The sequence below is a fragment of the Tardiphaga sp. 37S4 genome, assembly GCF_021044645.1.
In the GTDB taxonomy this organism is placed as follows: Bacteria; Pseudomonadota; Alphaproteobacteria; order Rhizobiales; family Xanthobacteraceae; genus Tardiphaga; species Tardiphaga robiniae.
Window position 1 is genome coordinate 3,042,197 of record NZ_CP088008.1, and the last position, 21,703, is coordinate 3,063,899.

Annotated in this window: 22 protein-coding genes and 1 pseudogene; 6 read left to right on the forward strand and 17 right to left on the reverse strand. The window is 62.6% G+C overall.

Translation table 11 applies throughout. From position 1 onward, the window contains the following. Positions 1–256: 256 nt before the first annotated feature. Positions 257–4,216, reverse strand: a complete 3,960-nt coding sequence (locus tag LPB73_RS14775; protein WP_231081007.1) for an autotransporter outer membrane beta-barrel domain-containing protein — start codon at positions 4,214–4,216, stop codon at positions 257–259. 565 nt (positions 4,217–4,781) lie between these two features. Here LPB73_RS14775 and LPB73_RS14780 point away from each other — a divergent pair. Then, entirely contained in the window at positions 4,782–4,922 is a 141-nt protein-coding gene (locus LPB73_RS14780; RefSeq protein WP_170849701.1) for a hypothetical protein, read from the forward strand. A 6-nt stretch (positions 4,923–4,928) separates the two neighbouring features. Here LPB73_RS14780 and LPB73_RS14785 read toward each other — a convergent pair whose 3' ends face one another. Then, on the reverse strand, positions 4,929–5,795 hold the full coding sequence (locus tag LPB73_RS14785; protein ID WP_231081008.1) for a DUF2163 domain-containing protein: 867 nt from the start codon (positions 5,793–5,795) through the stop codon (positions 4,929–4,931). 101 nt (positions 5,796–5,896) lie between these two features. Here LPB73_RS14785 and LPB73_RS14790 point away from each other — a divergent pair, with 101 nt between their 5' ends. Then, on the forward strand, positions 5,897–7,465 hold the full coding sequence (locus LPB73_RS14790; protein WP_231081009.1) for a serine hydrolase domain-containing protein: 1,569 nt from the start codon (positions 5,897–5,899) through the stop codon (positions 7,463–7,465). A gap of 31 nt (positions 7,466–7,496) precedes the next feature. On the opposite strand, the gene LPB73_RS14795 is transcribed toward LPB73_RS14790, so the two are convergent. The 8 genes from LPB73_RS14795 to LPB73_RS14830 form a co-directional block, all read right to left on the reverse strand. Then, the gene (locus LPB73_RS14795; protein WP_231081010.1) at positions 7,497–8,135 is read right to left on the reverse strand and encodes a DUF2460 domain-containing protein; all 639 of its coding nucleotides are present in this window, start codon (positions 8,133–8,135) and stop codon (positions 7,497–7,499) included. A 184-nt stretch (positions 8,136–8,319) separates the two neighbouring features. Further along, on the reverse strand, positions 8,320–8,889 hold the full coding sequence (locus LPB73_RS14800; RefSeq protein ID WP_231081011.1) for a phage tail tape measure protein: 570 nt from the start codon (positions 8,887–8,889) through the stop codon (positions 8,320–8,322). Then, positions 8,882–9,097 carry a rcc01693 family protein gene (locus LPB73_RS14805; RefSeq protein WP_231081012.1) on the reverse strand — a complete coding sequence of 72 codons (216 nt, stop codon included), beginning with the start codon at positions 9,095–9,097 and terminating at the stop codon, positions 8,882–8,884. Before LPB73_RS14805 ends, LPB73_RS14800 begins: the two co-directional genes overlap by 8 nt. Further along, a complete protein-coding gene (locus LPB73_RS14810) occupies positions 9,094–9,420 on the reverse strand; it encodes a gene transfer agent family protein (RefSeq protein WP_231081013.1) in 327 nt (108 codons plus the stop codon). The genes LPB73_RS14805 and LPB73_RS14810 overlap by 4 nt, the downstream gene beginning before the upstream one ends. 169 nt (positions 9,421–9,589) lie before the next feature. Next, on the reverse strand, positions 9,590–9,997 hold the full coding sequence (locus tag LPB73_RS14815; RefSeq protein ID WP_231081014.1) for a phage major tail protein, TP901-1 family: 408 nt from the start codon (positions 9,995–9,997) through the stop codon (positions 9,590–9,592). A gap of 78 nt (positions 9,998–10,075) precedes the next feature. Further along, complete coding sequence (locus LPB73_RS14820; RefSeq protein ID WP_231081015.1) at positions 10,076–10,495, reverse strand: DUF3168 domain-containing protein; 420 nt, start codon at positions 10,493–10,495, stop codon at positions 10,076–10,078. 178 nt (positions 10,496–10,673) lie between these two features. Beyond that, on the reverse strand, positions 10,674–10,994 hold the full coding sequence (locus LPB73_RS14825) for a head-tail adaptor protein (protein WP_231081016.1): 321 nt from the start codon (positions 10,992–10,994) through the stop codon (positions 10,674–10,676). Then, entirely contained in the window at positions 10,991–11,560 is a 570-nt protein-coding gene (locus LPB73_RS14830; RefSeq protein WP_231081017.1) for a head-tail connector protein, read from the reverse strand. Before LPB73_RS14830 ends, LPB73_RS14825 begins: the two co-directional genes overlap by 4 nt. Before the next feature lie 94 nt (positions 11,561–11,654). Here LPB73_RS14830 and LPB73_RS14835 point away from each other — a divergent pair, with 94 nt between their 5' ends. The 3 genes from LPB73_RS14835 to LPB73_RS14845 all read left to right on the forward strand — a co-directional run bounded on the left by LPB73_RS14835 (position 11,655) and on the right by LPB73_RS14845 (position 13,283). After that, a complete protein-coding gene (locus tag LPB73_RS14835; protein ID WP_231081018.1) occupies positions 11,655–12,440 on the forward strand; it encodes a S1 family peptidase in 786 nt (261 codons plus the stop codon). A 112-nt stretch (positions 12,441–12,552) separates the two neighbouring features. After that, on the forward strand, positions 12,553–12,885 hold the full coding sequence (locus LPB73_RS14840) for a cytochrome P450 (protein WP_231081019.1): 333 nt from the start codon (positions 12,553–12,555) through the stop codon (positions 12,883–12,885). A gap of 188 nt (positions 12,886–13,073) precedes the next feature. Continuing rightward, positions 13,074–13,283: a hypothetical protein gene (locus LPB73_RS14845; protein ID WP_089267048.1), complete on the forward strand. Its 210-nt coding sequence runs from the start codon at positions 13,074–13,076 to the stop codon at positions 13,281–13,283. Positions 13,284–13,364: 81 nt separating this feature from the next. Here the strand turns inward: LPB73_RS14845 and LPB73_RS14850 are convergent, their stop codons facing one another. From LPB73_RS14850 to LPB73_RS14875, 6 genes and pseudogenes are all read right to left on the reverse strand, one after another. Beyond that, a complete protein-coding gene (locus LPB73_RS14850) occupies positions 13,365–13,676 on the reverse strand; it encodes a hypothetical protein (protein ID WP_231081020.1) in 312 nt (103 codons plus the stop codon). A 76-nt stretch (positions 13,677–13,752) separates the two neighbouring features. Beyond that, complete coding sequence (locus LPB73_RS14855) at positions 13,753–15,024, reverse strand: DNA-packaging protein (protein ID WP_231081156.1); 1,272 nt, start codon at positions 15,022–15,024, stop codon at positions 13,753–13,755. Further along, positions 14,939–15,646, reverse strand: coding sequence for a hypothetical protein (locus LPB73_RS14860; protein ID WP_231081021.1), 708 nt, complete (start codon positions 15,644–15,646; stop codon positions 14,939–14,941). Before LPB73_RS14860 ends, LPB73_RS14855 begins: the two co-directional genes overlap by 86 nt. 277 nt (positions 15,647–15,923) lie before the next feature. Then, a complete protein-coding gene (locus LPB73_RS14865; protein ID WP_231081022.1) occupies positions 15,924–18,263 on the reverse strand; it encodes a S8 family peptidase in 2,340 nt (779 codons plus the stop codon). Positions 18,264–18,399: 136 nt separating this feature from the next. Further along, positions 18,400–19,413, reverse strand: coding sequence for an AAA family ATPase (locus LPB73_RS14870; protein WP_231077338.1), 1,014 nt, complete (start codon positions 19,411–19,413; stop codon positions 18,400–18,402). Between the two features lie 161 nt (positions 19,414–19,574). Beyond that, positions 19,575–19,775 (reverse strand): annotated as a pseudogene (locus LPB73_RS14875) (phage major capsid protein); the annotation flags it as partial. Positions 19,776–19,893: 118 nt separating this feature from the next. Here LPB73_RS14875 and LPB73_RS14880 point away from each other — a divergent pair. Then, a complete protein-coding gene (locus LPB73_RS14880; RefSeq protein WP_231077339.1) occupies positions 19,894–20,223 on the forward strand; it encodes a hypothetical protein in 330 nt (109 codons plus the stop codon). A gap of 49 nt (positions 20,224–20,272) precedes the next feature. On the opposite strand, the gene LPB73_RS14885 is transcribed toward LPB73_RS14880, so the two are convergent. Continuing rightward, positions 20,273–21,529 carry a phage major capsid protein gene (locus tag LPB73_RS14885; RefSeq protein WP_231077340.1) on the reverse strand — a complete coding sequence of 419 codons (1,257 nt, stop codon included), beginning with the start codon at positions 21,527–21,529 and terminating at the stop codon, positions 20,273–20,275. Between the last annotated feature and the right edge of the window lie 174 nt (positions 21,530–21,703).

Genomic DNA, 21,703 nt, shown 5'->3' on the forward strand with positions numbered 1-21,703 from the left:
CCGCTCATCCACCCCTACCCGGCGTTGGACAAACGGATCGCCGCCATAGCCTCCGACGCAATTATGAAACAACCGGAGCCCTGCTGTACGCCGACTGAGGCCCATCGGGTCGGGTTGCAATCGTCCGCCCATTATCAGGAACTATGTCGCGAACTCAATTCAGGGTAGTCGGTGGACGTCCGCTTTGGTGCGCATTCCGGAATCAAGTCGGACATTACGGCACTTCCGAAAAGTGCCAAGACCGGAAGTCGTCACCTCACCACGCATACCGCACCACGCCCTTGCCGGCGTAGCTCTTGGTGAGCTGAGAGAACTCGCCTTCGAAGGTGCTGGCGACGGACCAGCCGTTCAGCCATTTCTTTTCGACGGAGGCGGTGACGAGCGCAGAGTCGCTGGCCTGCGCGGCGCCGCCAACGACAAAGGATGCACCCGGCAATGTCTGGAACGTCGCACCGATATTGCGGCCGGGATTGAAACCATGCGCCCATGCCAGGCGCCCCCGCAGCGTGACGATTCCGTCCGGCATCGCATATGATTTGTCGCTGCGCAGGCCGAGTTCGCTGCGCGTATCGGTGACGCTCTTTGATGCGTAGGCCAGCGCAAAGGTGTTGACGCCGGTGACCGCCTGCTCGGCATAGGCCGGCAGGTCGAAGGTGGTGAACTGTCCTGCTGCGTAGGGCGTGATGCCGATGCCGCCCATCCACGGGCTGACAAAGCGATAGCCGCCTTCGACGCGACCCGAGAAAGCATTGGCGTTGAACTGCGCGCGCAACTGATCGATGCCGGCCACCGTCACGGTGCGATTGATAGTGATGTCCTGCCAGCCATAGGCCAGCGCGCCGGAGAGATACGCCGCACCCGCATTGTGCCGGATGAAGGCGCCGGCCTGGAACATATCGGATCGGCCAGAGCCGCCATTGACGGTGCTGAAGGTCGTACCACCGCCCGCCAGCGCAAAGCCTGCCAGCGTATTCGGCGAGATACGGTAGTCGGCGCCGACCGCGATGCCTGCGATGCGGCTGGTCGTGTTGTTGGAGCCGAGTGTCACGTTGCCGTTCGTGGTCTGCGAGCCGCCATAGCCTGCCGCCCACACGCTCCAGCGCTGCGCGAACGGATCGGCGATGACGGGCGCCTTGGTGAACATCGCATAGGCGTCGCGCGCTGTGGCGGAGCGTGGCATGTCCGGTGAGGCGTAGGCCGATGCGCCCGATGATCCCGCTGAAACCGGATCGCCGCGACCGTCGATGAAGGGATCGGTCATCACGCCCATGAACTGGTTCATCGCACTGAAGGTCGTCTGCTGCGAGCCGGTGGCGGTCTCGCCCGATACCTGCGACAGCGCGGATGAGAGATTGCCGCCGGTGAGACCAAACAGCGCGACAAAGGCTGGTGGCAGCGCGCCGCCAGTGTTGAAGAAATTGTTGAGCGTGGATGCGACATTCTGCTGAGTGCCGCCCAATGCTCCGCCGAGGCCGAGCGCCGCCGTGAGATTCAACAGCACGTCGGTCGGCGTGTAGCTCAGGCCGACATTAAAATTCGGCAGCCCGCTCACGCCACCGAAACTGGTGCCGCCGAGGCCGCCGGCCGCCGACAGGATGGTGTAGTTCTTGCTGACATAGCTGCCCGGCAGGAAGACCGTCTGCACGGTGGCGCCAGTGAGCGTCGCGGCGCCTGTGACATTGGTGCGGTCGGCCGATGCCGAGACCTCGACGCGGTAGAGGCTGCCGGCGCCGAACGCCAGATTGCCGCCGACCGTCAGCGTGCCGATCGAATTGCCGGGCGCGAGCACGCCGCCGGAGTTGACGGTGGTATTGCCGACGGTGCCGGTGCCGCCGAGCATGCCGCCATTGTTCACCGTCACCGCCGAACTGGCGATGGAGCCATTGACCGCCAGCGTGCCGCCATTGACCGTGGTCGCCCCGCTATAGGTGTTGGTCGCGGTCAGGATCGTGGTGCCGTTCTCCACCGTCACCGCCCCCGCGCCGGAAATGACCGGGGCGAAGTTGTAGTTCGAGGCGGTGTGGTTGAAGACGATGTGGCCGGTGCCTCCTCCGAACGCGACCGAGGGTGTGGTCAGCGTGCCGGGCGCGGCTGCGGCCAGACCGGAGGCGGCGCCGATATTGAGCGTGCCGGTCGAGCCGGCAAAATTGGCGATGGTCATGCCCGCAGCCGCCGAGACCGTGCCGCCATTGGCGATCGTCAGGGTGCCGGTGCCGTTAATGCCGATATTGAGGGTGCTGGAACTGGTCCAGGACGAGCCGGCGCCATCGACCGTCGCGGTGCCGGTCGAGCCGGCATTGAAGCCGAGATAGCCGGCGGAGCTGCTCACCGCGCCGCCGTTCTGGATCGTCAGCGTGCCGGTGCCGGAATTGCCGACAGCGAGCACGCTGGAATTGGTCCAGGCCGAGCCGGTGCCGTCCACCGTCGCGGTGCCGGTCGAGCCGGCAGTGAAGCCGAGAACGCCATTGAAGTTGCTCACCGCGCCGCCGTTCTGGATCGTCAGCGTGCCGGTGCCGGAATTGCCGACATTGAGGTCGCTGGAATTGGTCCAGGACGACCCGGCGCCATCAACCGTCACGGTGCCGGTCGAACCGGCAAGGGAGCCGAGATAGCCGGCGACGTTGCTCACCGTGCCGCCGTTCCGGATCGTCAGCGTGCCGGTGCCGGAATCGCCGAGAATGAGGACGCTGGAGCTGGTCCAGGACGAGCCGGCACCATCAACCGTCGCGGTGCCGGTCGAGCCGGCAGTGAAGCCGAGATAGCCGAAGCCGGCGTTGCTCACCGCGCCGCCGTTCTGGATCGTCAGCGTGCCGGTGCCTCTAAAGCCGAGATAGAGGTCGCTGGAATTGGTCCAGGCCGAGCCGGTGCCGTCCACCGTCGCGGTGCCGGTCGAGCCGGCATTGAAGCCGAGGACGCCGATGCCTGCGTTGCTCACCTTGCCGCCGTTCTTGATCGTCAGCGTGCCGGTGCCGGAAACGCCGGCAATGAGAGTGCTCGAATTGGTCCAGGTCGAGCCGGCGCCGTCAACCGTCGCGCTGCCGGTCGTGCCGGCAGTGAAGCCGAGATAGCCGAAGCCGGCGTTGCTCACATTGCCGCCGTTCCGGATCGTCAGCGTGCCGGTGCCGGAACGGCCGACAAAGAGCGTGCTGGAACTGGTCCAGGACGAGCCGGCGCCATCAACCGTCACGGTGCCGGTCGAGCCGGCAAGGGAGCCGAGATAGCCGGCGACGTTGCTCACCGTGCCGCCGTTCCGGATCGTCAGCGTGCCGGTGCCGGAATCGCCGACAATGAGGTCGCCGGAATTAGTCCAGGCCGAGCCGGCGCCGTCCACCGTCGCGGTGCCGGTCGTGCCGGCATTGACGCCAAGATCGCCGGTGACGTTGCTCACCTTGCCGCCGTTCCGGATCGTCAGCGTGCCGGTGCCGTCTTGGCCGACAAAGAGGTCGCCGGAATTGGTCCAGGCCGAGCCGGCGCCATCCACCGTCGCGGTGCCGGTCGAGCCGGCATTGACGCCGAGCATGCCGAAGCCGGCGTTGCTCACATTGCCGCCGTTCTGGATCGTCAGCGTGCCGGTGCCGGAATAGCCGACAAAGAGGTCGCTGGAACTGGTCCAGGCCGAGCCGACGCCCTCAACCGTCGCAGTGCCGGTCGCAAAGAGCCCGAGATAGCCGGTGGCGCTGCTCACCGCGCCGCCGTTCTGGATCGTCAGCGTGCCGGTGCCGGATTGGCCGACAATGAACACGGCGGAATTGGTCCAGGTCGAGCCGACGCCATCAACCGTCGCGGTGCCGATCGAGCCGCCATTGTAGCCGAGAACGCCGAGACCGCTGCTCACCGCGCCGCCGTTCTGGATCGTCAGCGTGCCGATGCCGGACTTGCCGACATTGACAGCGTTCGCTTGCGCGCCGGGCGCTCCGACCACCGTGGTATTGAGCGCGACGGTGCCGATATCCGCGTTGCTCCCTGCGGTTGGAACGCCGCCCGACCAGTTGGTGCCGATGAACCAGTCGGTTGAGGTGCCGCCGGTCCAGTCGGAGGCGCGCGATGGCGTCGATGTTGCCAGGACCAGTCCGAGCGCCACCATGGAGCTGGTGCCCAGCAGGCGGTTGGACAACACGGCCAAGGTCAGCGCCGCAAAGCGGCTATTCGATCGCTTGCGCGCAACAACGGCCGCACCGGTTTCCAGCGCGCCTTCAGACGCTACAAAATAAGACAAAAAAATCTCCCCGCAGCCCAAATAGCGACGTCTGAAATTCCGTTGCGCCTTTGCGGCGCCCGTCGTGCTTGGACCCGTTAAGCGGGGTTCTGTGCAAACAGGTTAGTGGGGGGAAACATCGCGGAGTCCAACCAATATCGGTCATCCGACAAGGCTCGCCGCCATATTCGGCCGACTGCGTCATTAATATCACAGGAGGAACACGCACTGGATATGGACGTCCAATGAGTCCACGCCCTGGTTCAAATGACGGCGCCGCAAGCGCCGTTATTTTGCTGTCAGGGATGGATTAATGCGCGTCCGTAGTTTGCGATTTATTCCGCGCATCATCCGGAAAATATTTCGCATGCTGAAACACAGCTTCTGCGCGTTCGGCAACGACATCGCCGCCGGAGCCACATAGCTTTCCAATCACGCATCGTCGATGTGCCGGCATAGGCACGCCTGCAAAGGTGCATGCTCACCTTCCCAAGAGATAGCTGCAAATGATGTCAGTGACTCCGTTCTGGCCGATGGCCGCCCGGCTCGCTTCGACAAGCGTGTCTCTCATCCGGATGGACCACCGATGGCATTACTCGAACGTCTGCTCTACGCCGCCGCAATCGCCTGTTTCGTGATCGTCTACTCCATCGCCCTGCAACGAATCGATCCCACCGCATCACATGGGATCCACACGCCATCCCTCACCTTGCAGGGGACGGATTGATCGCACTTATCCCCCACCCATCCCGGGCGTCGGATAGCTCATGACGAAGTCGTTGCCGGGAATGTCGGGGAAGCCGCGAAAATTATCGACATTGCCGAAGCGATCGCGGCAGGTCGCCAGCGTCTTGTCGCAGCCGGCGGTGACGGTGAATGCATCACCGGCTGCAACCGGCTCCGCCATGGCCTGCCACAGCGACAGCCGCACATGGCCCGGCGTGACGCGATGCTGCTTCACTTCCATGGCGAGCCCGGCATTGCCGCCGCTCGTCCATGTCAGACGCCCCGCGGTGAACAGATCATCTGCGAAGGCACCGAGACCACTCGCCGAGAACATCGATGTCCCCTCGAGCCCCTCGACCGCGCCAGCGCCTTGCCAGCCCGCGAGATTGATGCGGCATTTGCCATCGCCGAGATCCGCCCCGCATCGCGCCGTATAAAGCCGCCCGCTCTCCTGCGACAGCAGCGCCGCAAGCCCGCGCAATTCGGCGATGAATGCGTTGCCTTCACGCTTCACCTCCCCCAGCGTACCGCGTGCCGTCAACACGCGCAGCGAGGTCTCGCTCCAGTCCACCAGCCAGGTCTCCACCTGCGCGGCATCGTAGCGCCCCGCCGCAAGATCGGCGTCGGTGAGGATGTCGTCGTCCAGCGCACCGGCGATATCGCCGCCGTCCACCGACAGGTCAAAACGGCTCGTGGCTTCCGACGCGGCGAGCCCGGTGCCGGCGCGATAAGTGACGCCATCAATGACGAGATCGCAGTCATGATCGGTGAAGCCCGCGACGACGCCATCGCGCCGCGTCAGCTTCCAGACCTGCGCCAGCGTGGTGACGCCGGAATCGAGTTTGGTCTGCAGGGCTGCGGGGATGCTGCGCATGGTTGAATCCTGAAACGTCGTCGTTGCGCGCGACCATCCTTCGCGCTCTAATTGTTCTCACAGTACCGGCATGCAACAAGCCGGGCACAGGGAGCGGACGGATGCTGCGACAACGCCTTGCCGGGATCGCGGTGCTCGCGGCAATCGTCACACTGATCGTTACTCCCGCGACCGTCATTCGCGCAGCAGGTGCGCCGGACGAAACGCCGGCGACGACGCCGCCATGGCCAACCAAGGGCTGGCAGGTCGCAACACCGGAATCGCAAGGGATGGATTCCGGCAGGCTCGCCCAATTGATCGATACCGTCGGCGTACGCCAGCAGGACAGCCTGTTGATCGTGCGCCATGGCAAGCTGGTCGCCGATGCCTATTACGCGCCTTATGTCGCCGGCCTGCGTCACGATCTGCGCTCGGTGACCAAGAGCGTCACCGGGACGCTGATCGCCATCGCATTGAAAAACGGGATACTCGACAGTGTCGATCACCCGGTCGTCGATCTGTTCACCGACAACCAGATCGACAAACTGGATTATCGCAAGAAGGCCATTACGATCCAGCATCTACTCGACATGACTTCCGGCATCGCCTGGAAGGAGGAAGCCTACACATCCGACGAAACGCTTGACCGGATGTATCGCAGCAAAAATCCGACCGAATTCGTGCTCGGCCAGGAGATGAGCCGGGCGCCGGGCGAGCGGTTCTATTACAACAGCGGCAATCCCTATCTGCTCTCCGCGCTGATCAACAAGAAGACGGGACAGAACGCACTCGAATTCGCCAAGCGCGAATTGTTCGGACCGCTGGGCATTACCGACATCGACTGGGGCCGCCCCGACGCACAGGGCGTGACCGATGGCGAAGCCGGACTCTATATCCCGCCGCATGACATGGCAAAGATCGGCTATCTCTATCTGCAAAACGGTGTGTGGGAAGGCCGCGAGATCATTCCGCCGTCATGGGTCGATCGCGCGGCCGAGGGCAAGATCGTCGCAACTGCCGACAATCATTACGCCAATCTGTGGTGGTCGATCCCTGAGAAAGGCGCCTATATGGCGCGTGGTCTGCACTCGCAGCTGATCATGGTTTTGCCGAAACTCGATATTGTCGCCGTGTTGACCGGCAGCATGCGCAAGGATGAATTCTATCCGACCCGCCGTCTGATCGACGACATCGCCGGTGCAGTGAAATCCGAGAGCGCCTTGCCCGACGATCCCGTTGCGCAGGCCCTGCTGGCCGCATCGATCCGCAACGCGGCAATGCCGCGGCCGTCACCGCTCGGCCTGACGCCGGATCTGGCCAAAGACGTCTCCGGCAAGACCTACCGCTTCACCCAAAATGCAATCCGGGTCGGGACGTTCAGCCTGACCCTGGTCGGCGATAGCCCGTCATGGGAGATCACCACCGTCACCGGCAAGCCCGAGCAGACCCGCCGCTTCACCGGTCCACTTGGACTTGACGGCAACTTCCGGACCGGTTCTCCCGTCAGCTACGGTGTCGATGCGGTCCGCGGACGATGGACGAACGCCAATACTTTTGTCGTCGAGCGCCGTATTCTCGGCCACAGCGAAATGCAGTCCTGGACGCTGGCTTTCGAGGGCAAGAAGGTCACGGTCAATTTCGAGAACACCGACAGCTACAAGCTCGAACTGCACGGCGAGACTACCGACTGATAGTCTGCCCCCCTCACGACCGATGCGCCTCCTAAATCCTGATCTCCACTAGCGGAATTTTCGGGATTGCGCCGGCGGCGAAGGCCGACAGATCGACTTCGAGATAGTCGGTATCGAAACGCACCGGCACATCGAACTGGAAGCCGGCGGTGATCGCGGCCCCCGCCGCGGGAATGTGTCCGCTGGCGAATGTCACGAGGCCCGTCGTCACATCGCAGCTGAAGGCACTGCTCGCGATCTCGTCGCCGGCAACGGCAATCCGCACGCTGCCATCGACGGGCTTGGTGATCGGCCGCTGATATGGCGCAAAGGCGCTGCCATAGGTCTTCATCAATCGAAACGACGCGGTCGCGCCGTCGCCGATGCCGATGCCTTGATCCAACGGCGAGATCGCTCCGCCTGATATGTTCGATGTCTGATCGAGCCGGTCGCGCCAGCGAAAGCCATGCAGTCGTCCCCGCCGCTCCTCGAAGAACGCCACAACGCTCTGCAGTGCCGCCAGCGTCCTGATGCCGTAGCCTGCATCGTAGCGGCGGCGCGAATGTGCCCAGCGTGCATTGCGTTCCTCGCGTCCGGAGCCGAACGACACGATCTCCGTGCGCCGTTCCGGCCCGCCTGCGCTCTTCAGCGCGATATCGAGCGGAAACAGGATGTCGTGAAAGACTGTCATGAGACTCTTCCTTCACCCTCCCCTGGAGGGGGAGGGTCGACGATCGGCGCGCGAAGCGCGATGAGAGACGGGGTGGGGTAAAGCCACAAGTACCGTCGATGAACAGTCACCCCACCCCGTCACGCGCTGCGCACGTGACGACCCTCCCCCTGCAGGGGAGGGTAAGCAGATCGCACGCTATCCATCACAGACTGCGCTGCCCGCGCGCGACCGCACGGGCGATCTGGCCGGTGACGTAGCTCTCCGAACGACGGAAGCCGTCGAGATCCGGCGTCGCGATCTGCACATGGATGGTGTTGCCACCGCCCTGCGCGGCGACACCGAGGCTGCCATCCGCGGCACGTTGCAGCGGCATGATCGCTTCCGGCCCGGACTCGCCGGCCAGACCCGTGCCGCCGCCGGGCATCGGAAAATAGCTGGGCGTGCCGATCACGCCGCCCGACGCGAACGCCTTCACCGGACTGCTGACACCAGCCTTGCCCGCGCCGCCGAACAGGCTCGAGACCAGCGAGGAAATGCTCAATGACATCGCGCCCGCGCCGGCCTGCAGCGCCGATTTCGTCGCCAGGTCCGACATTTTCAGCGCCAGCGATTTCAGCACGTCGTCGAACTTCTGGCCCGATGCGACCGAACTCGAAAAGGCCTGGGTCATCACTTTCGAGAACGTCGTCGCGGCGGATGTCAGACCGGCGGTCTTCGTGGTCATGCTGTCGAGCGTGCCGGACGCCGCGGAGAGGTCACTGGTGTCACTCATGCAAAGGCTCCCCGGAATCCGGAAACTGTTTCATCAATGCGTCGAGCGCGCCACGGTCCATCGGCATCGACACGGGTCCGCGCACCGCCGCGATGGCATGCGCCAGTTCACGCGGCGTCATCCGCCAGAACGCACCGGGCGACAGCCGCAGCACGCCGAAACCGAATTGCATCGCCTCGGCCCATGGAAATGGCGCGGGCTGTGTCATCGCGCGACCTGCGGCGTGTCGGTGAAGGTCGCTGATATCAGTTCGGCGGCGATGCCGACAAAGCCTGCCGCGCCGCCCGGCACGGTCATGGCCGCAACCTCGTCGTCGCTGATGGCTTCCCCCGCCCCGCGTAATCCGGCGCCGATGATGCGGATGAGATCGCGCGCCGACATCCGCCCGGAGCCGAAACGTTCGGCGAGTGCTGCGAGATCGTCGGCGCCGAACGCGCTTTCGAGCTCCGCCAGCGCGCCGAGCGTCAGCACCAGCGTATGGCTGCGTCCGCCGAGTTCGGCGGCGATCTCGCCGCGCAGTCTGTTGGGCATGGTGATCTCCGTTCTTACCCTCCCCTGAAGGGGGAGGGTCGGTGAGCAGCGCGCGAAGCGCAATGCGAGACGGGGTGGGGTGAAGCCACAAGCACCGTCGATGAACATTCACCCCACCCCACGCGTGCTACGCACGTGACGACCCTCCCCCTCCAGGGGAGGGTAAGGGTCACACCGCCGCAAAGGTCAGCGCGCCCGCAGACTCGAGCGCGAGATCGAAACTCACTTCGCCATTGTGTTCGCCGGCGAATTCGAGACTGGCGATCTGGAACAGCCCGGTGATGGTGCCGAAATCCGGCACCAGGACCTGACAGTTATTGATCACCCCGTCGAAGAACGCCTGCCGCACCAAGGCGTCGGAGGCGCCGTCCTTGAACAATCCGCGGCCGGAAATCGACGCGCGCCGCACGCCGGCGCCGGCCAGCAGCTCGCGCCAGCGATCAACGGATTCCGCATGGGTGATGTCGACGATCTCCGCATTGAAGGCGATGCGCCGGCTGCGCAGCCCCGCCACCGTGACGAAGGTCGTGCCGTTATGAAGCTTGATCAGCAGATCCTTGCCCTTCTGTGCGCCCATCGCGTGTTCCCTTTATACAATAGCGTTTTCAAGCGAAGTGGATGCCGGTTCGCGTCAAGAAAACGCGTCAAGCAAAGATCACTGCGGTTCGGTGACGGCGCGAAACCGCACCACGGCGTGATAGGTCCGGCCGTCGGCCTCGCGCCGGATATCGGCGATGGCAAAGCGCAGATTGACCAGCCGATGGCCATCCGGCGTCAGCGGCGCGTCGTCCAGCGCCTGCAGCAGCGCGCCGGTGATGACATGCGCCTCCTTGTGGCCGCCCTGCCGCGACCAGGCATGCAGCGTGAGCTGATGCTCCTGCACCTGGCCGTCATCGGCGGAGACATCGACGATGCGCGCATCGCCGAGTGTGACATAGGGAAACGCGACATTGGCCGGCGGCTCGTCATAAACGCGGTGACCACCGAGCGCGAAACCCAGCGCCGTGTCGGCCTTGAGCGCATCAAAGATCGCCGCGCGCAAGGCGACACTGGCACCAGCTTGGGCTGCGGGCATGGGATGATCCCTCTTTCTGACCCTCCCCTGGAGGGGGAGGGTCGGCGAACATCACGCGAAGCGTGATGCGAGACGGGGTGGGGTGAAGCCACAAGCATCGTCGATGAACATTCACCCCACCCCGCCACGTGCTACGCACGTGACGACCCTCCCCCTCCAGGGAAGGGTAAGATTCAGTTCAATCGATGCGCCATTCGGCGTCGATCTCGACGAACCGGCGCTCATCGATCTCGCGCAGCGCAGTGATGCGATAGATTTTCGCGGCGTCGATGAAGCGATGCCGCAGGGTCAGCGCGAAGCCGCCGCGCAGGATGATGCGCAGATGCACCAGCGCGCCGTCGGCATCGGCCTCGACCGCGTGCGTCATGCGCGCCGGCAACACGGCGGCCCAGACGGTCGCGACGGCGCTGTAGCTGCGCGCAACGCCGCCCTGCCCGTCATCGGCCTCATCGGGCGCCTCGATTACGAGGCGTGTCTTCAACCGTCCGGGATCGATCATAGCGACAGCCCCCGATACGGCGCGATCAGCGCGTGCAGACCTGCAGGCTGCATCACCGCGCCGGTGCCGACCGCCGCGAGACCGCGATTGTCATACCAATGCGCCAGCAGCATCTTCAGCGCATGAAGGAGATCCGCCGGCACGTCGCTCGCAAGCGCGCCGAAGCCGCAGATCACATCGAGCTCGATGCCGGCGACAGCGCGCCCCGGTGCGGGCAATGCCCAGCACGGCGCCGCGATGACATTGGCAGCGCTATCGACGACGAAACTCTCGACATCCAGCGCCTGCGCGACGTCACTCGCATCGAACACCCGCGCGGCGAGCAGGCTCTGCAGCGGGCCGATACGCGGCGCGATGCGTCCATTCGCGGGCCACGCGTCCAGCACGAACCGCCAGGTCTGTGTCAGCAGCGCGCGGCGTGTGAGCGCTTCCACATGCGCGCGGGCGGCGGCGATCAGCGCGGTGATAACAGTGTCATCGTCGGCGTGCTCGACACGCAGAAATTGTCTGGCCTCGGCAAGCGACAGCGGTTCGCTTGCCGGCGGCACCAGCAGAATGGCGGACATGGGAATCTCCGGGAGGCTCGTGTGACCAATCAGGGAATTGACATCGCGGGTCCGCGGGGCTGACATCCCCGCCATGATTCAGACAGGTTCCCGCATGCCGCCGCGCACACGCGTGACGCGGCGCTCTCTCGCCATTGCCAGCATTGCGCTTGCATCGTTCATCTCAATTCCCGCTTCCGCGCTCGTCGGCGGCGCCAGCGTGCGCAATGACGAGATCGGCCGCGCGGTGATCACCATTGTCGGCTCGCGCGGCAATTTCTGTTCGGGCGCGCTGATCGCGCCGACTTTGGTGCTGTCGGCGGCGCATTGCGTGACGCCCGGCGCCAGTTACAAGATCGTGCTCTATGACGCCCAGCGGCAGCCGCAATTGCTGGCGGTGAAGCGCGTCGCCGATCACCCGCAGTTCAATGCGGAAGGCATCAAGGCGCATCGCGCCAGCGCCGATGTGGCGCTGCTGCAGCTCGCAGATCCGCTGCCCGGCAAGACGGCGCTGCCGCTCGGCGTGCCCACCGAGCCCTTCGCCGCCGGACAGAATTATCTCGTGGCCGGCATCGGCGTCGCCGCGCGCGGCGATGGCAAGAGCGGTGGCACCGTGCGCGCGGCGCAGCTCACCTCCACCAGCCATCCCGGCAAATTGCAGATAAGACTGGTCGATCCCGCGACCGACAATATCAGAGACGGCCTCGGCGCCTGCACCGGCGATTCAGGCGGGCCCGTGCTGCAACAGCAAAATGGCCGCAACATCGTGATCGGCGTGGTGTCGTGGTCCACCGGCGCGAAGAGCAGTGCCGGCTGCGGCGGCCTCACCGGCGTGACGCCGCTGACGCTGTATCGCGACTGGATTTTGCAGACGGCGCGCGCCTGGGGCACGCCGCTCTGATCGCAGGCGCGCTCAAGGCAAGACTGTGCAAGCAAGCGCCGCGCAAGGCAGGTGTCGTTAAGATCCGTGAAAGGTTCTCCGCTATGATCCGCGAATCATGGAGACATCCCGCATGCTGCGCCTGCTCATCCCCGCCGTTTCCATGGCCATTTCAGCCGCTGCCCTGATCGCGGGCGCGCAGGCCGCTGACATGGCCGGCCAGGGCCGCATCGGCCGCCTGTTCGACGAGCCGGTGGTGAAGAGCCGCCGCGTGGTGGTGGTCAAGGACGAAAAGCCGATGGAAGAGCCGATCGTGCAATATGCGCCGGAGGTGGATATCTCCTCCATCGTGCACGGCTATTACGGCAAGCCGAATTCCTATTATTACCGCAACTATTACGGCACCCCGTCCGAAACGATCTTCAGCCGCGCGCCCTATGGCTGCGGCTATTACGGCTATTGCTGAGCGCCGCGCGGAACAGGCGCGCCGACTGCGGAGGCTTCAGACTGCGACAGCATTTTCATGCGACAGCATTTCCTGCGACAACATTGCCTGCGACATTGTGATAGTGGCGTCTCTCATTCTTGTGAACTGCATTTCCGAAACGCCTCCCTAGCTAGAGGGGTGCTTCAGAGCATCACGGGAAGCCGGTTATGGGAAAAGAAGAAAAGACCGAAGCCGAACTTGAGGAAATGATCGCCCAGCGCATCGTTGTCGGCGGCGTCTATGTGTCGGTACGCAGGGATGCCCTGCTCGGTTGGCGGCCGATGGTGATCACCGCGCCGAAACACGCCACCTATGCGCAGCAGCTCGCCGACGAAGTGGCCGTGGAACTGCGCAAGAAGTTCGTGCTGAAGGATTGAACCTGTCCGCACCAGGAATTCCGGGCGCATGGTCCCATGCAGCAGTATCGCCTGCGACAGCAGCCCACGCGCCCGTATCGGCTAGTCCTTCTTCTCGGTCACATTGCTGATCGTCTTGACGCCATTGCTCTCGGTATAGGTCACCGTGACGCGCTCGCCGGCATGCAGCGACTCCGGAACCGTGCGCAGCCTGAATTTCTCCACCGCGCCCGGCGTATTGGCGCCGACGGTCTCGCCAGCCGGCGCCTGCTTGATCACCACTTCGCTGGTGGTGCGATCGAGGATGGTGACGACCCCCGTGAAGGTCTGGTCAGCAGCTTGAGCTGCAGATCCCGCAAAGGCCCCCATCACGGCGATTACCGCCGCACACGCGACGCGTTCGGTCAGTCTCATTGTCGTTCTCCCAAAGCTTGCGTGAATGGAGGTAACGACGGCAGCGGGAGAATGGTTCCACGACTTCGCCCGATTGTCACAACAGCCGTATGCGCGGCCCACCACTGGTGAAACTGCTCATCAGCGAGGTGATCCCCCAAACCATGGCGTCGAGTCTGTCAGGCGAACGCCCGCTCGACAGTCCCTCCACTCCGAAGTCGCACATCTCGTCTTCCAGATCGGGGAAGCAACCGACATGCTTCACCTTGCCTTGCTCATAGAGCGCCGCCACCGGCTCGGCGCGCAGATATTTGCCGCGCGTCGCATGCACTTCCTTCAGCGGCACCGTGTGATCCACCTCGCGCAGCACCGCACGCACCATCTCGCCGCCCATATTCACTTCGGCGACGATGTTGTTGGCATTGAGCCGGCGATACAGCGCCACCGCCTTGCTGGCCCAGGCTGATGGCGAAAGCCCCGCTGCCGAGGCATCTTCCAGCACATAGAACCAGCCGCTCTCGGCACGCCCCACTGCGACGATGCCACATGCATCTGCGCCTTTGCGTGAGGTGCCCGGCGGATCGATGGCCACCACGATGCGCTGCAGCGGCGGCGGCTCGACCACCCGACATGCCTCGATCAGCGCGCGCGACCACAATGCATCCGGCCGGTCCTCGATCAGCTCGCCATCCAGTTCCTGCCGCCCCATCCGCGTGCCGGCGTAGCGGCCGACCACGGCATCGAGAAAGGCCGGCGACAGGTAATCCTTGTTGGCCACCGTCGGCGCCCGCGTCACCCGCGTACGTGGATCGACCAGCAGCCGCTTGATCAGTGGCAGCGGGCGCGGCGTCGTGGTGATCAACTGCCGCGGTCTCGCGCCAAGCCGCAGCCCAAACTGAAGCGTATCAAACGCCGCTTCGGCATAGCGCCACTTCGCCAGCTCGTCGCACCATGCAGCCTCGAATTGCGGGCCGCGCAGGCTCTCCGGTTCATCGGCCGAGAACACCTGCGCGACGGCGCCATTCGGCCATTCCAGCCGCCGACGGGAGGCTGTCCAGAGCGGGCGCTCGGCCTGTGGCGATGTGTTCAGGATACCGGACTCGCCCTCCACCATCACCTCGCGGGCGTCCTGCCAGGACTCCCCGACCAGCGCGATACGACGATGCGCGTGGTCGGCATACGGAGAGATCCCCAGAGCCATGGCCCGCACCCATTCCGCGCCGCAACGCGTCTTGCCTGCGCCGCGCCCACCCAGATTTAGCCATGTCGTCCACGGCCCGCCATTATTGCCCCTGTCCGCATGCTCCTGATGGCGATGAGCCAGCACCGCAAAATCGTGATGGAGGCGAAGCTGCGCCGGAAGATTCATCTGGTCGAGCCACGCCTGCGTCAGACCGGCTGCGGACAAACGCGTCAATGCGGCGCGCAAGCTCATGACGGAATTCATCGGCATCGCTTGGCAATTGGTCATGGTCATCGGCGATCGAGCTCCCGGTCTCACGCAGGCGGCGCACCTTGAACAGCGTTTGCGTCAGCGCCGACAGCGTGCGGGCGATCCGCTCGGCTTCAATGGTGCGACGGGCGGCGCTGCCAGTTTCCGAACGCAGCCGTTCGACCTTTTCCAATTCCTTCGCAACCGCCAGCTCAAGGCGCAGCGCCAGTGACGGCTCGACGAGCGGCGCCCCCGCATCGGCAGCGGAATTCTCCGACACCGGCCGCTCCGTGGAATCATCGCCATTCGTTGAAGCATCCAGAACTTGCGCGACCGCCAGATCAAGCTGCAACGCCGCCGGAAGATCCCGCGCCACCCGCTCCTTGCGGAGCATCCAGCCGTGAACGCGTGCTAGCCGCTCCACGGTACTCCGATGACAATTGAAATCTGCGGCGATGGCCTCCAGAGACTCATTGGTCTCCTCGTAGCGCTGCCGCACGTTTTCGATAGCTGCGGGCGTGAAGCCGCGCGCACGCTGGATGGGCGGTTTGTTGACCATCTGCAAGACCTGAGTAAGGGGCCAAATTCATTGACGGTTGCGGCTCGAGTGCAAACTCGTTGCGCAGCGCTTCAACCTTGCGCTATTCCTTCTCGACCGCCTGCTCCAGCGGCGCAATATTTGGAAGGGAATCTGGCACATTGGCAGCATCGCCGATTGCTCCGACAGCCGTGTGTTTCAGGCGCAAAAGCTCTGGCAGATCGCGCACCGTTGGCACATCGTCATTTCGAATTCGGCATTCAATCGCCGTGCCTATTCGACCGTTCGCGTCAATTCATTAGACTCTCACGTAGGCGCGTGGCCGCAGAGCGATTCTCGCCAAAACCTGATCATACACTTGAGCTGCGCCAGGCATCTCCAAGGTTACCGCAAGACCAAACGGCACAGCTTCGTCTAACGGAACGCCCTGATCTTTCTCTCGTTGAATCTGAATCGAGATCGTATTGGTTCCGTCAGTCTGGCCGATACGAGCGTCACTCCATCGCCTATGTGTAACCGTTCCAGATTCTGATTGGCTATTTGTTGGTTGCGCACTCGATGTGCTGACACCGATAGTTTCCAGATCATCTCTTTGAAGTGACGGTATTCTCAGCTTGACCGCACGATATGCAAGATGCCCGGGCCGAATTGGCGTAAACCAAGCGAGAGTAGCCCTGATTTCTCGCACCGTAGCACTCCCTCCCAGCTCAGCCGGAATTGGCACATCGAATGCTAAAGAGCCTTCTAGGCCAATTCTGCCTGTCGCCCACATCGTAGCTCGATCAACTGCGCACGCGATCGCATCTTCCGGATCCACAAACCCATATCCGAGGTGGCGGCAAACTTCGCGACGCCAATGTTCGTGGTGCATCGTACTGGCGGGATCGACCACGGATCGGATGAAAGTTTCCGACCCATTCCATTTTGCCGAATGAACCAACAGAGCCTTCAATAGAGCTGCGCGCTCATCAAGCGGTGTCCCCTCGATCACGTCAGGGTAAGCCGCTTCCAGCGCATCAAATATTCGATGCGCTGAATGGGTCGCTAGTGCCGTAGCTGCGCTAGTTCCCATTGTATAGTGATAGGTGCCAGAACTCGGCGCCGCGACCTTCAATCCCCAATGCTGACTTGGATGGGGATGACTGACGAGAACAGGAGCTGCGCTCAGTGGGTCAAGTCGAACAGGTTGGCGGCCGCCTGCGAACAGCGCGTCGGGCTTAGTGCTCCGTCGCAATCCAGGGCCGAGGCGAGAAGATAAGTTAGGCATATCCATGTCTACATACGGCATGAACGGGCTTGCCCCACGAAACGGTGCGATCGACGAATCTCTATGCCAAGAGCCAATCGTCAAGGAATTCAAACTGTCCGCGGGGGCCAAAAGGCGCCGATCGGCCTTTGCAGCGTCCAATCCGCGGAATGCGCCCAAGGATCGAAGATTAAATGGCGCACGCAAAAATGCATCGCCATTCTCGAATTCTGGGACAGCTACTCCGTCACTAATATTTCCAGCGCTTACCAAGAAGAGTATTCCGTAGGTAAATGCGAGATAATCCAACGCTCTCCCCCAAGTCGACATCTTTCCCGCAAAAGGCTTGGTACTGTCTCCCAAAGAGAGGTTGACGACAATTACTTCCGATCCACCCCCAGCCCGCATTCGCCTCACGGCCTCAACAATTACATCGACTAGCAGTTTCTCATCGTCAAATCGCTCATCGCCGAGCGAGGGTGCATACATAACCGGCCGGAAATACACTTTGCGGCTTATTGGCGAGGCTGCATCGTTCAAGTCACCATGTATGACAATGGAAGCCATCGCTGTTCCATGGATACGTGAGCCAACTGACTGACTTTCGAGATCGAAAGGATCATCTAACGCTAGGCTACCGCGAAGAAGCTGATGGGATTGCGCTGGTGCGGCATCGAAGACCGCAGCAATCGGCTCATCGTTAGTGGGCGTTGGGCGGGATATGCGCGCCCCAGCCATTTCGGCTGTTTCGAGAGGTGTTCCCACGCTTTGCGGCGTGATCGTCGCGACAGGATCGGAGCCAGCGAGAGAGCCAGGGTCGAGTTCGGCGATACTACGCACTTCACTCGCAGGAACATCGACTAGTAGCGCGTGGTAAGAGAATTCCGGTCGGCGAGCACTGTGAATAACTTCGCCACCTACAAGCGCTACATGATCTTTGACCAGTTCTTCAGCCGCAAGCGCCGCGCCATCATCAACTCGAAACACAAGTTCTAATTCAATTCGCACCAAATGATCGTCGGGAGCATCTTCGACAACGAGTAGAAAGTACTCGCGATTTCTCGCCGAAACGCGATCTGAGGGACCCCATGGTCGCACAGATCGCAGATGGAGGAATAGTTGGCGCCAGGGAGCAAAGCCACGAGGCAGACTTCCATCGCGGTGCCAAGTATCCCAGAGCGAGACGATCTCCCGAAGGGCTCCGAGTTGAGGAACTAGAAGGTATAACTCGGGATTGGCGTCAAACTCATCGGCCTCTAGTTCTTCTTCACCCGCGAATTCGAGACCGTCTATCCTTGCGACAGCTTTTGCAAAGTCCTGGATAGAGCCGGTGACTTCAAACACTAGAAGTCGTTCAGGTGCGAGCGCATTTGGATCAGCGCGCAACTGCATCGTAGCATTGCTGCTACGCAGGACATTGCTAAGTCGCCGGAATATTGGCCCGTGGTTTCTCGCCTGTTCAGTCGCACCAAATTGTCGACTGTCACTACCACCGCCTCCCGTTCGGCGCCGGGCTACGTCTTTAGCTTCATTTAAGCGGAGGAGCGGCTTCTCGGGATCGTGCGGCATCTGCTACTTTCGGGATGACTCTAGCAGCCCAAAGATCCAGCTGCTCCCGCACTATAGCTTTCAACTCGCGGTTGTTTGAAGATAAAATATGTCTTCGACGCACGGTTTGACAGAACTCAAGAGCCTCAGCGAAGCTGACCGGCCCTAGTTTTTTCGCTAGGAGATCAGCTGTCAGACCAGCGGGTTCGGGCCACTGAGCTAATTGGCGGTCTAAGTACACAGCTAAGGCTTCCGCTGAAGGCTGTGGCATGGAGAGGCGCAACTGAAATCGCCGCCAAACTGCCCTATCAAGCAACTCCGCATGGTTTGTCGCTGCAACGGTTACAACATAGCTCGGAAGCTGATCAATTTGCATAAGCAAAAACGAGACGACCCGCTTGATCTCACCAGTCTCATGAATATCACCTCGTTCTTTGCCGATAGAATCGAACTCATCGAAAAACAGTACACATGGGACCGTTCTCGCGTAGTCGAACAGCTTGGCAAGACGAGTATTCGTTTCCCCAAGGAAAGAACCTACAAGGGCGTCGTATCTCACCGTAAAGAACTGAACAGCGAGCGCTTCTGCTATCGCTTCGGCCACCGACGTCTTCCCGTTGCCCGGAGGTCCCGATAGCAAGACGCGGTGCCGCGGTTGCATCCCATACGAGCGCAACAAATCTGCACGGTGTTGTTCTTCAACCAACTGCTTGATCTGTTCACCCACGGGTAGCGACAGGATCAAATCATCAATCCGCTGACGCGGAACAGTCTCTAAAATAGAGTCTTTGCCAGATTGTCCCGCGGAATGGGAAGAAACAGCCGGTGGCGCCACCGATACTGAGTTCATCGCTCTCTGAAGCCTGTCCGCCAAAATATGGTGGTTTTTGCTTCGTTCCTCGGCAACGATAGCCTCTACGGACGCGCGCAGCGCCTTGCGATCACCGGCTGCGCTGGCGCGAACAATGGAAAGGATTAGGTCGCTACGTGCCACGGCAAGTTGGTCCAAAATGTAATCTCAACAGGAAATGGTTAGCATTTTGTTCCCCTATTTAACAGGGCACCCGATGCGGAGATTTCAATGATCCCACAATCATCTTACCGATTCGGCCAGCCTCCGGTTCCAGTGCTGGTCTTGGAGGCCCGCAATCGCCCTCAACTCACCGCAAACTTCAGTGCCTTGATCGCATCGAAGTCCTGCACCCCGCCCCCGACCCGCTTGGTCGTATAGAACAGCACATAGGGCTTGGCGCCGCCGGGATCGCGCAGCACCCGCACGCCCCGGCGGTCCACGATCAGATAGCCCCTGCGGAAGTCACCGAAGGCGATGGAGAGCGACCCCACCGCGACATCCGGGCATATCTGCGATACACGCCGCGCACGTCAGATCAGCCTCACACAAGCTCTTTCTGGCAAACATCCATCGCACAACCGTCGCCGTCGCTCTCGTGCAGTGACGCGCCGATCAGAAGGAATGCCCGTCGTGCTGCGCCAGCTCGCCTTCGCCTGCATCGCTGCTGCTGTGACGCTGCCGGCGGCAGCCGCCGATCTCTCGGGCACTCCGCGCTATGGCCAAGGTCAGGTGGTGGAGCCGGCACCGCTTGCTGGCCGCGGGCGTTACCTTGCCGTCGAGTCCCCGCCATTCGACAAGATCATCACCTATGCGCCCCAGGGCGCCGGTCCGCTTCAGGTTCACCATTATTTCGGCCCGCCGCAGGTTTCCTATTACTACAGCCATTATGGTGTGCCGCCGGAGCTGCTTGTTGGCCGCCAGCAATTTGGCTGCAACGACCGCTATTGCTGAACCAGGCAATGGCGGGCGACGGCACATCGCCCGCACCGATCGCCTGCCCTCAGCTCACCGCAAACTTCAGCAGCTTGATCGCATCGAAGTCCTGCACCCCGCCGCCCACCCGCTTGGTCGTGTAGAACAGCACATAAGGTTTGGCGCTGTAGGGATCGCGCAGCACGCGCACGCCCTGGCGGTCCACGATCAGATAGCCCCGGCGGAAATCGCCGAAGGCGATGGAGAGCGAGCCTGCGGCGACATCCGGCATGTCTTCCGTATCGGCCAGCGGAAAGCCGATCAGGCTGGCGCGGCCGCTGGCGGTGGCCGGCGGTTGCCACAGATAGACGCCGGTGGAATCCTTGAACTTGCGGATCGCCGCCTGGGTGCGGCGGTTCATCACGAATGTCGCGTTCTGGCGGTAGCCGGGCTTCAGCGCATAGATCAGATCGACGAGACTGTCAGACGGATTGGACGCCGCAAAGGCGCCTGCCGCGCCGGTGGCGATGGTGCCGATATTGCCCCAGCTCCATAATGCATTGGCCACCATCGTGTAGCTCAGAAATCCCTTCGGCTTGTTGACGCCGTCGCCGGAGACGAAGGCCATGCCTTCCTGCTCGGCAAAGACCTGATCGATCTCCCCGGCGATCCAGTCATCGAGATCGACGGCCGCATCGTCGAGCAGCGTCGAAGTTGCCGCCGGCATGGCGTAAAGCTCCATCGCCGGAAACGACAGCAGATCGAATGTCGGCGAATTGGTCTGCGGGCGCGCCGCCGTCTCGCCGACCCAGCCGGTGCTTGGCCCCGCCGTCATGAACGGCTTCTTGTAGAGTCCGCTGGAGATCCGGCGCACGCCGGAGATGCCGCGGATGGGCGAAATCATCGCGAGCCGTTCGGCGATCACGGTGTCCAGTTCGACCGGCACCAGATAGCCGCCATCGGTATTGGAGCCGACCGACATCGCCTTGGTCTCGATCTGCCGCAGGCCCTCGCTCTCGCCGGATCGCACATAGGCCTCGAAGGCCGACTTGTGTTCGGAAGGTTGGGGGCGCGCGGCGCTGTCCGCAGCAAGTGCGGGCCGCGCGCCCTTCAGGGAAAGCTGGTCGAGCCGGCGCTGATGCGCATCGAGCGCGGCATCGATGCGCGCCACCTTCTCTTCGACGAGGACATCGCCGGATCGTTTCTCGATACTGGCGAGGCGCGCGTCGTTCTCGGACTTGAAGTCCTCGAAGGTGCGCATCATCGCGTCATAGACGTCCTGCGCATCGCCGGAGGGAATGCCGGCCTTGATTTCGGGCGCGCTCTGGTTGTGGTCGAAGGTCATTTGCTTCTCCTGGTAAGACATGGGTGAAGGAGCGGTACGGCGATGCCGTAACGCGTTGTAAAAACTGAATTTTGGGTCGTGTTTGCCACCGCGTCGGGTTGACCGCCCGGCCACAATGTTCTTATTTTGTTCTTATGCCGTCAGAGGGCCAAAACAGACGTTTCCCGCCGCCTT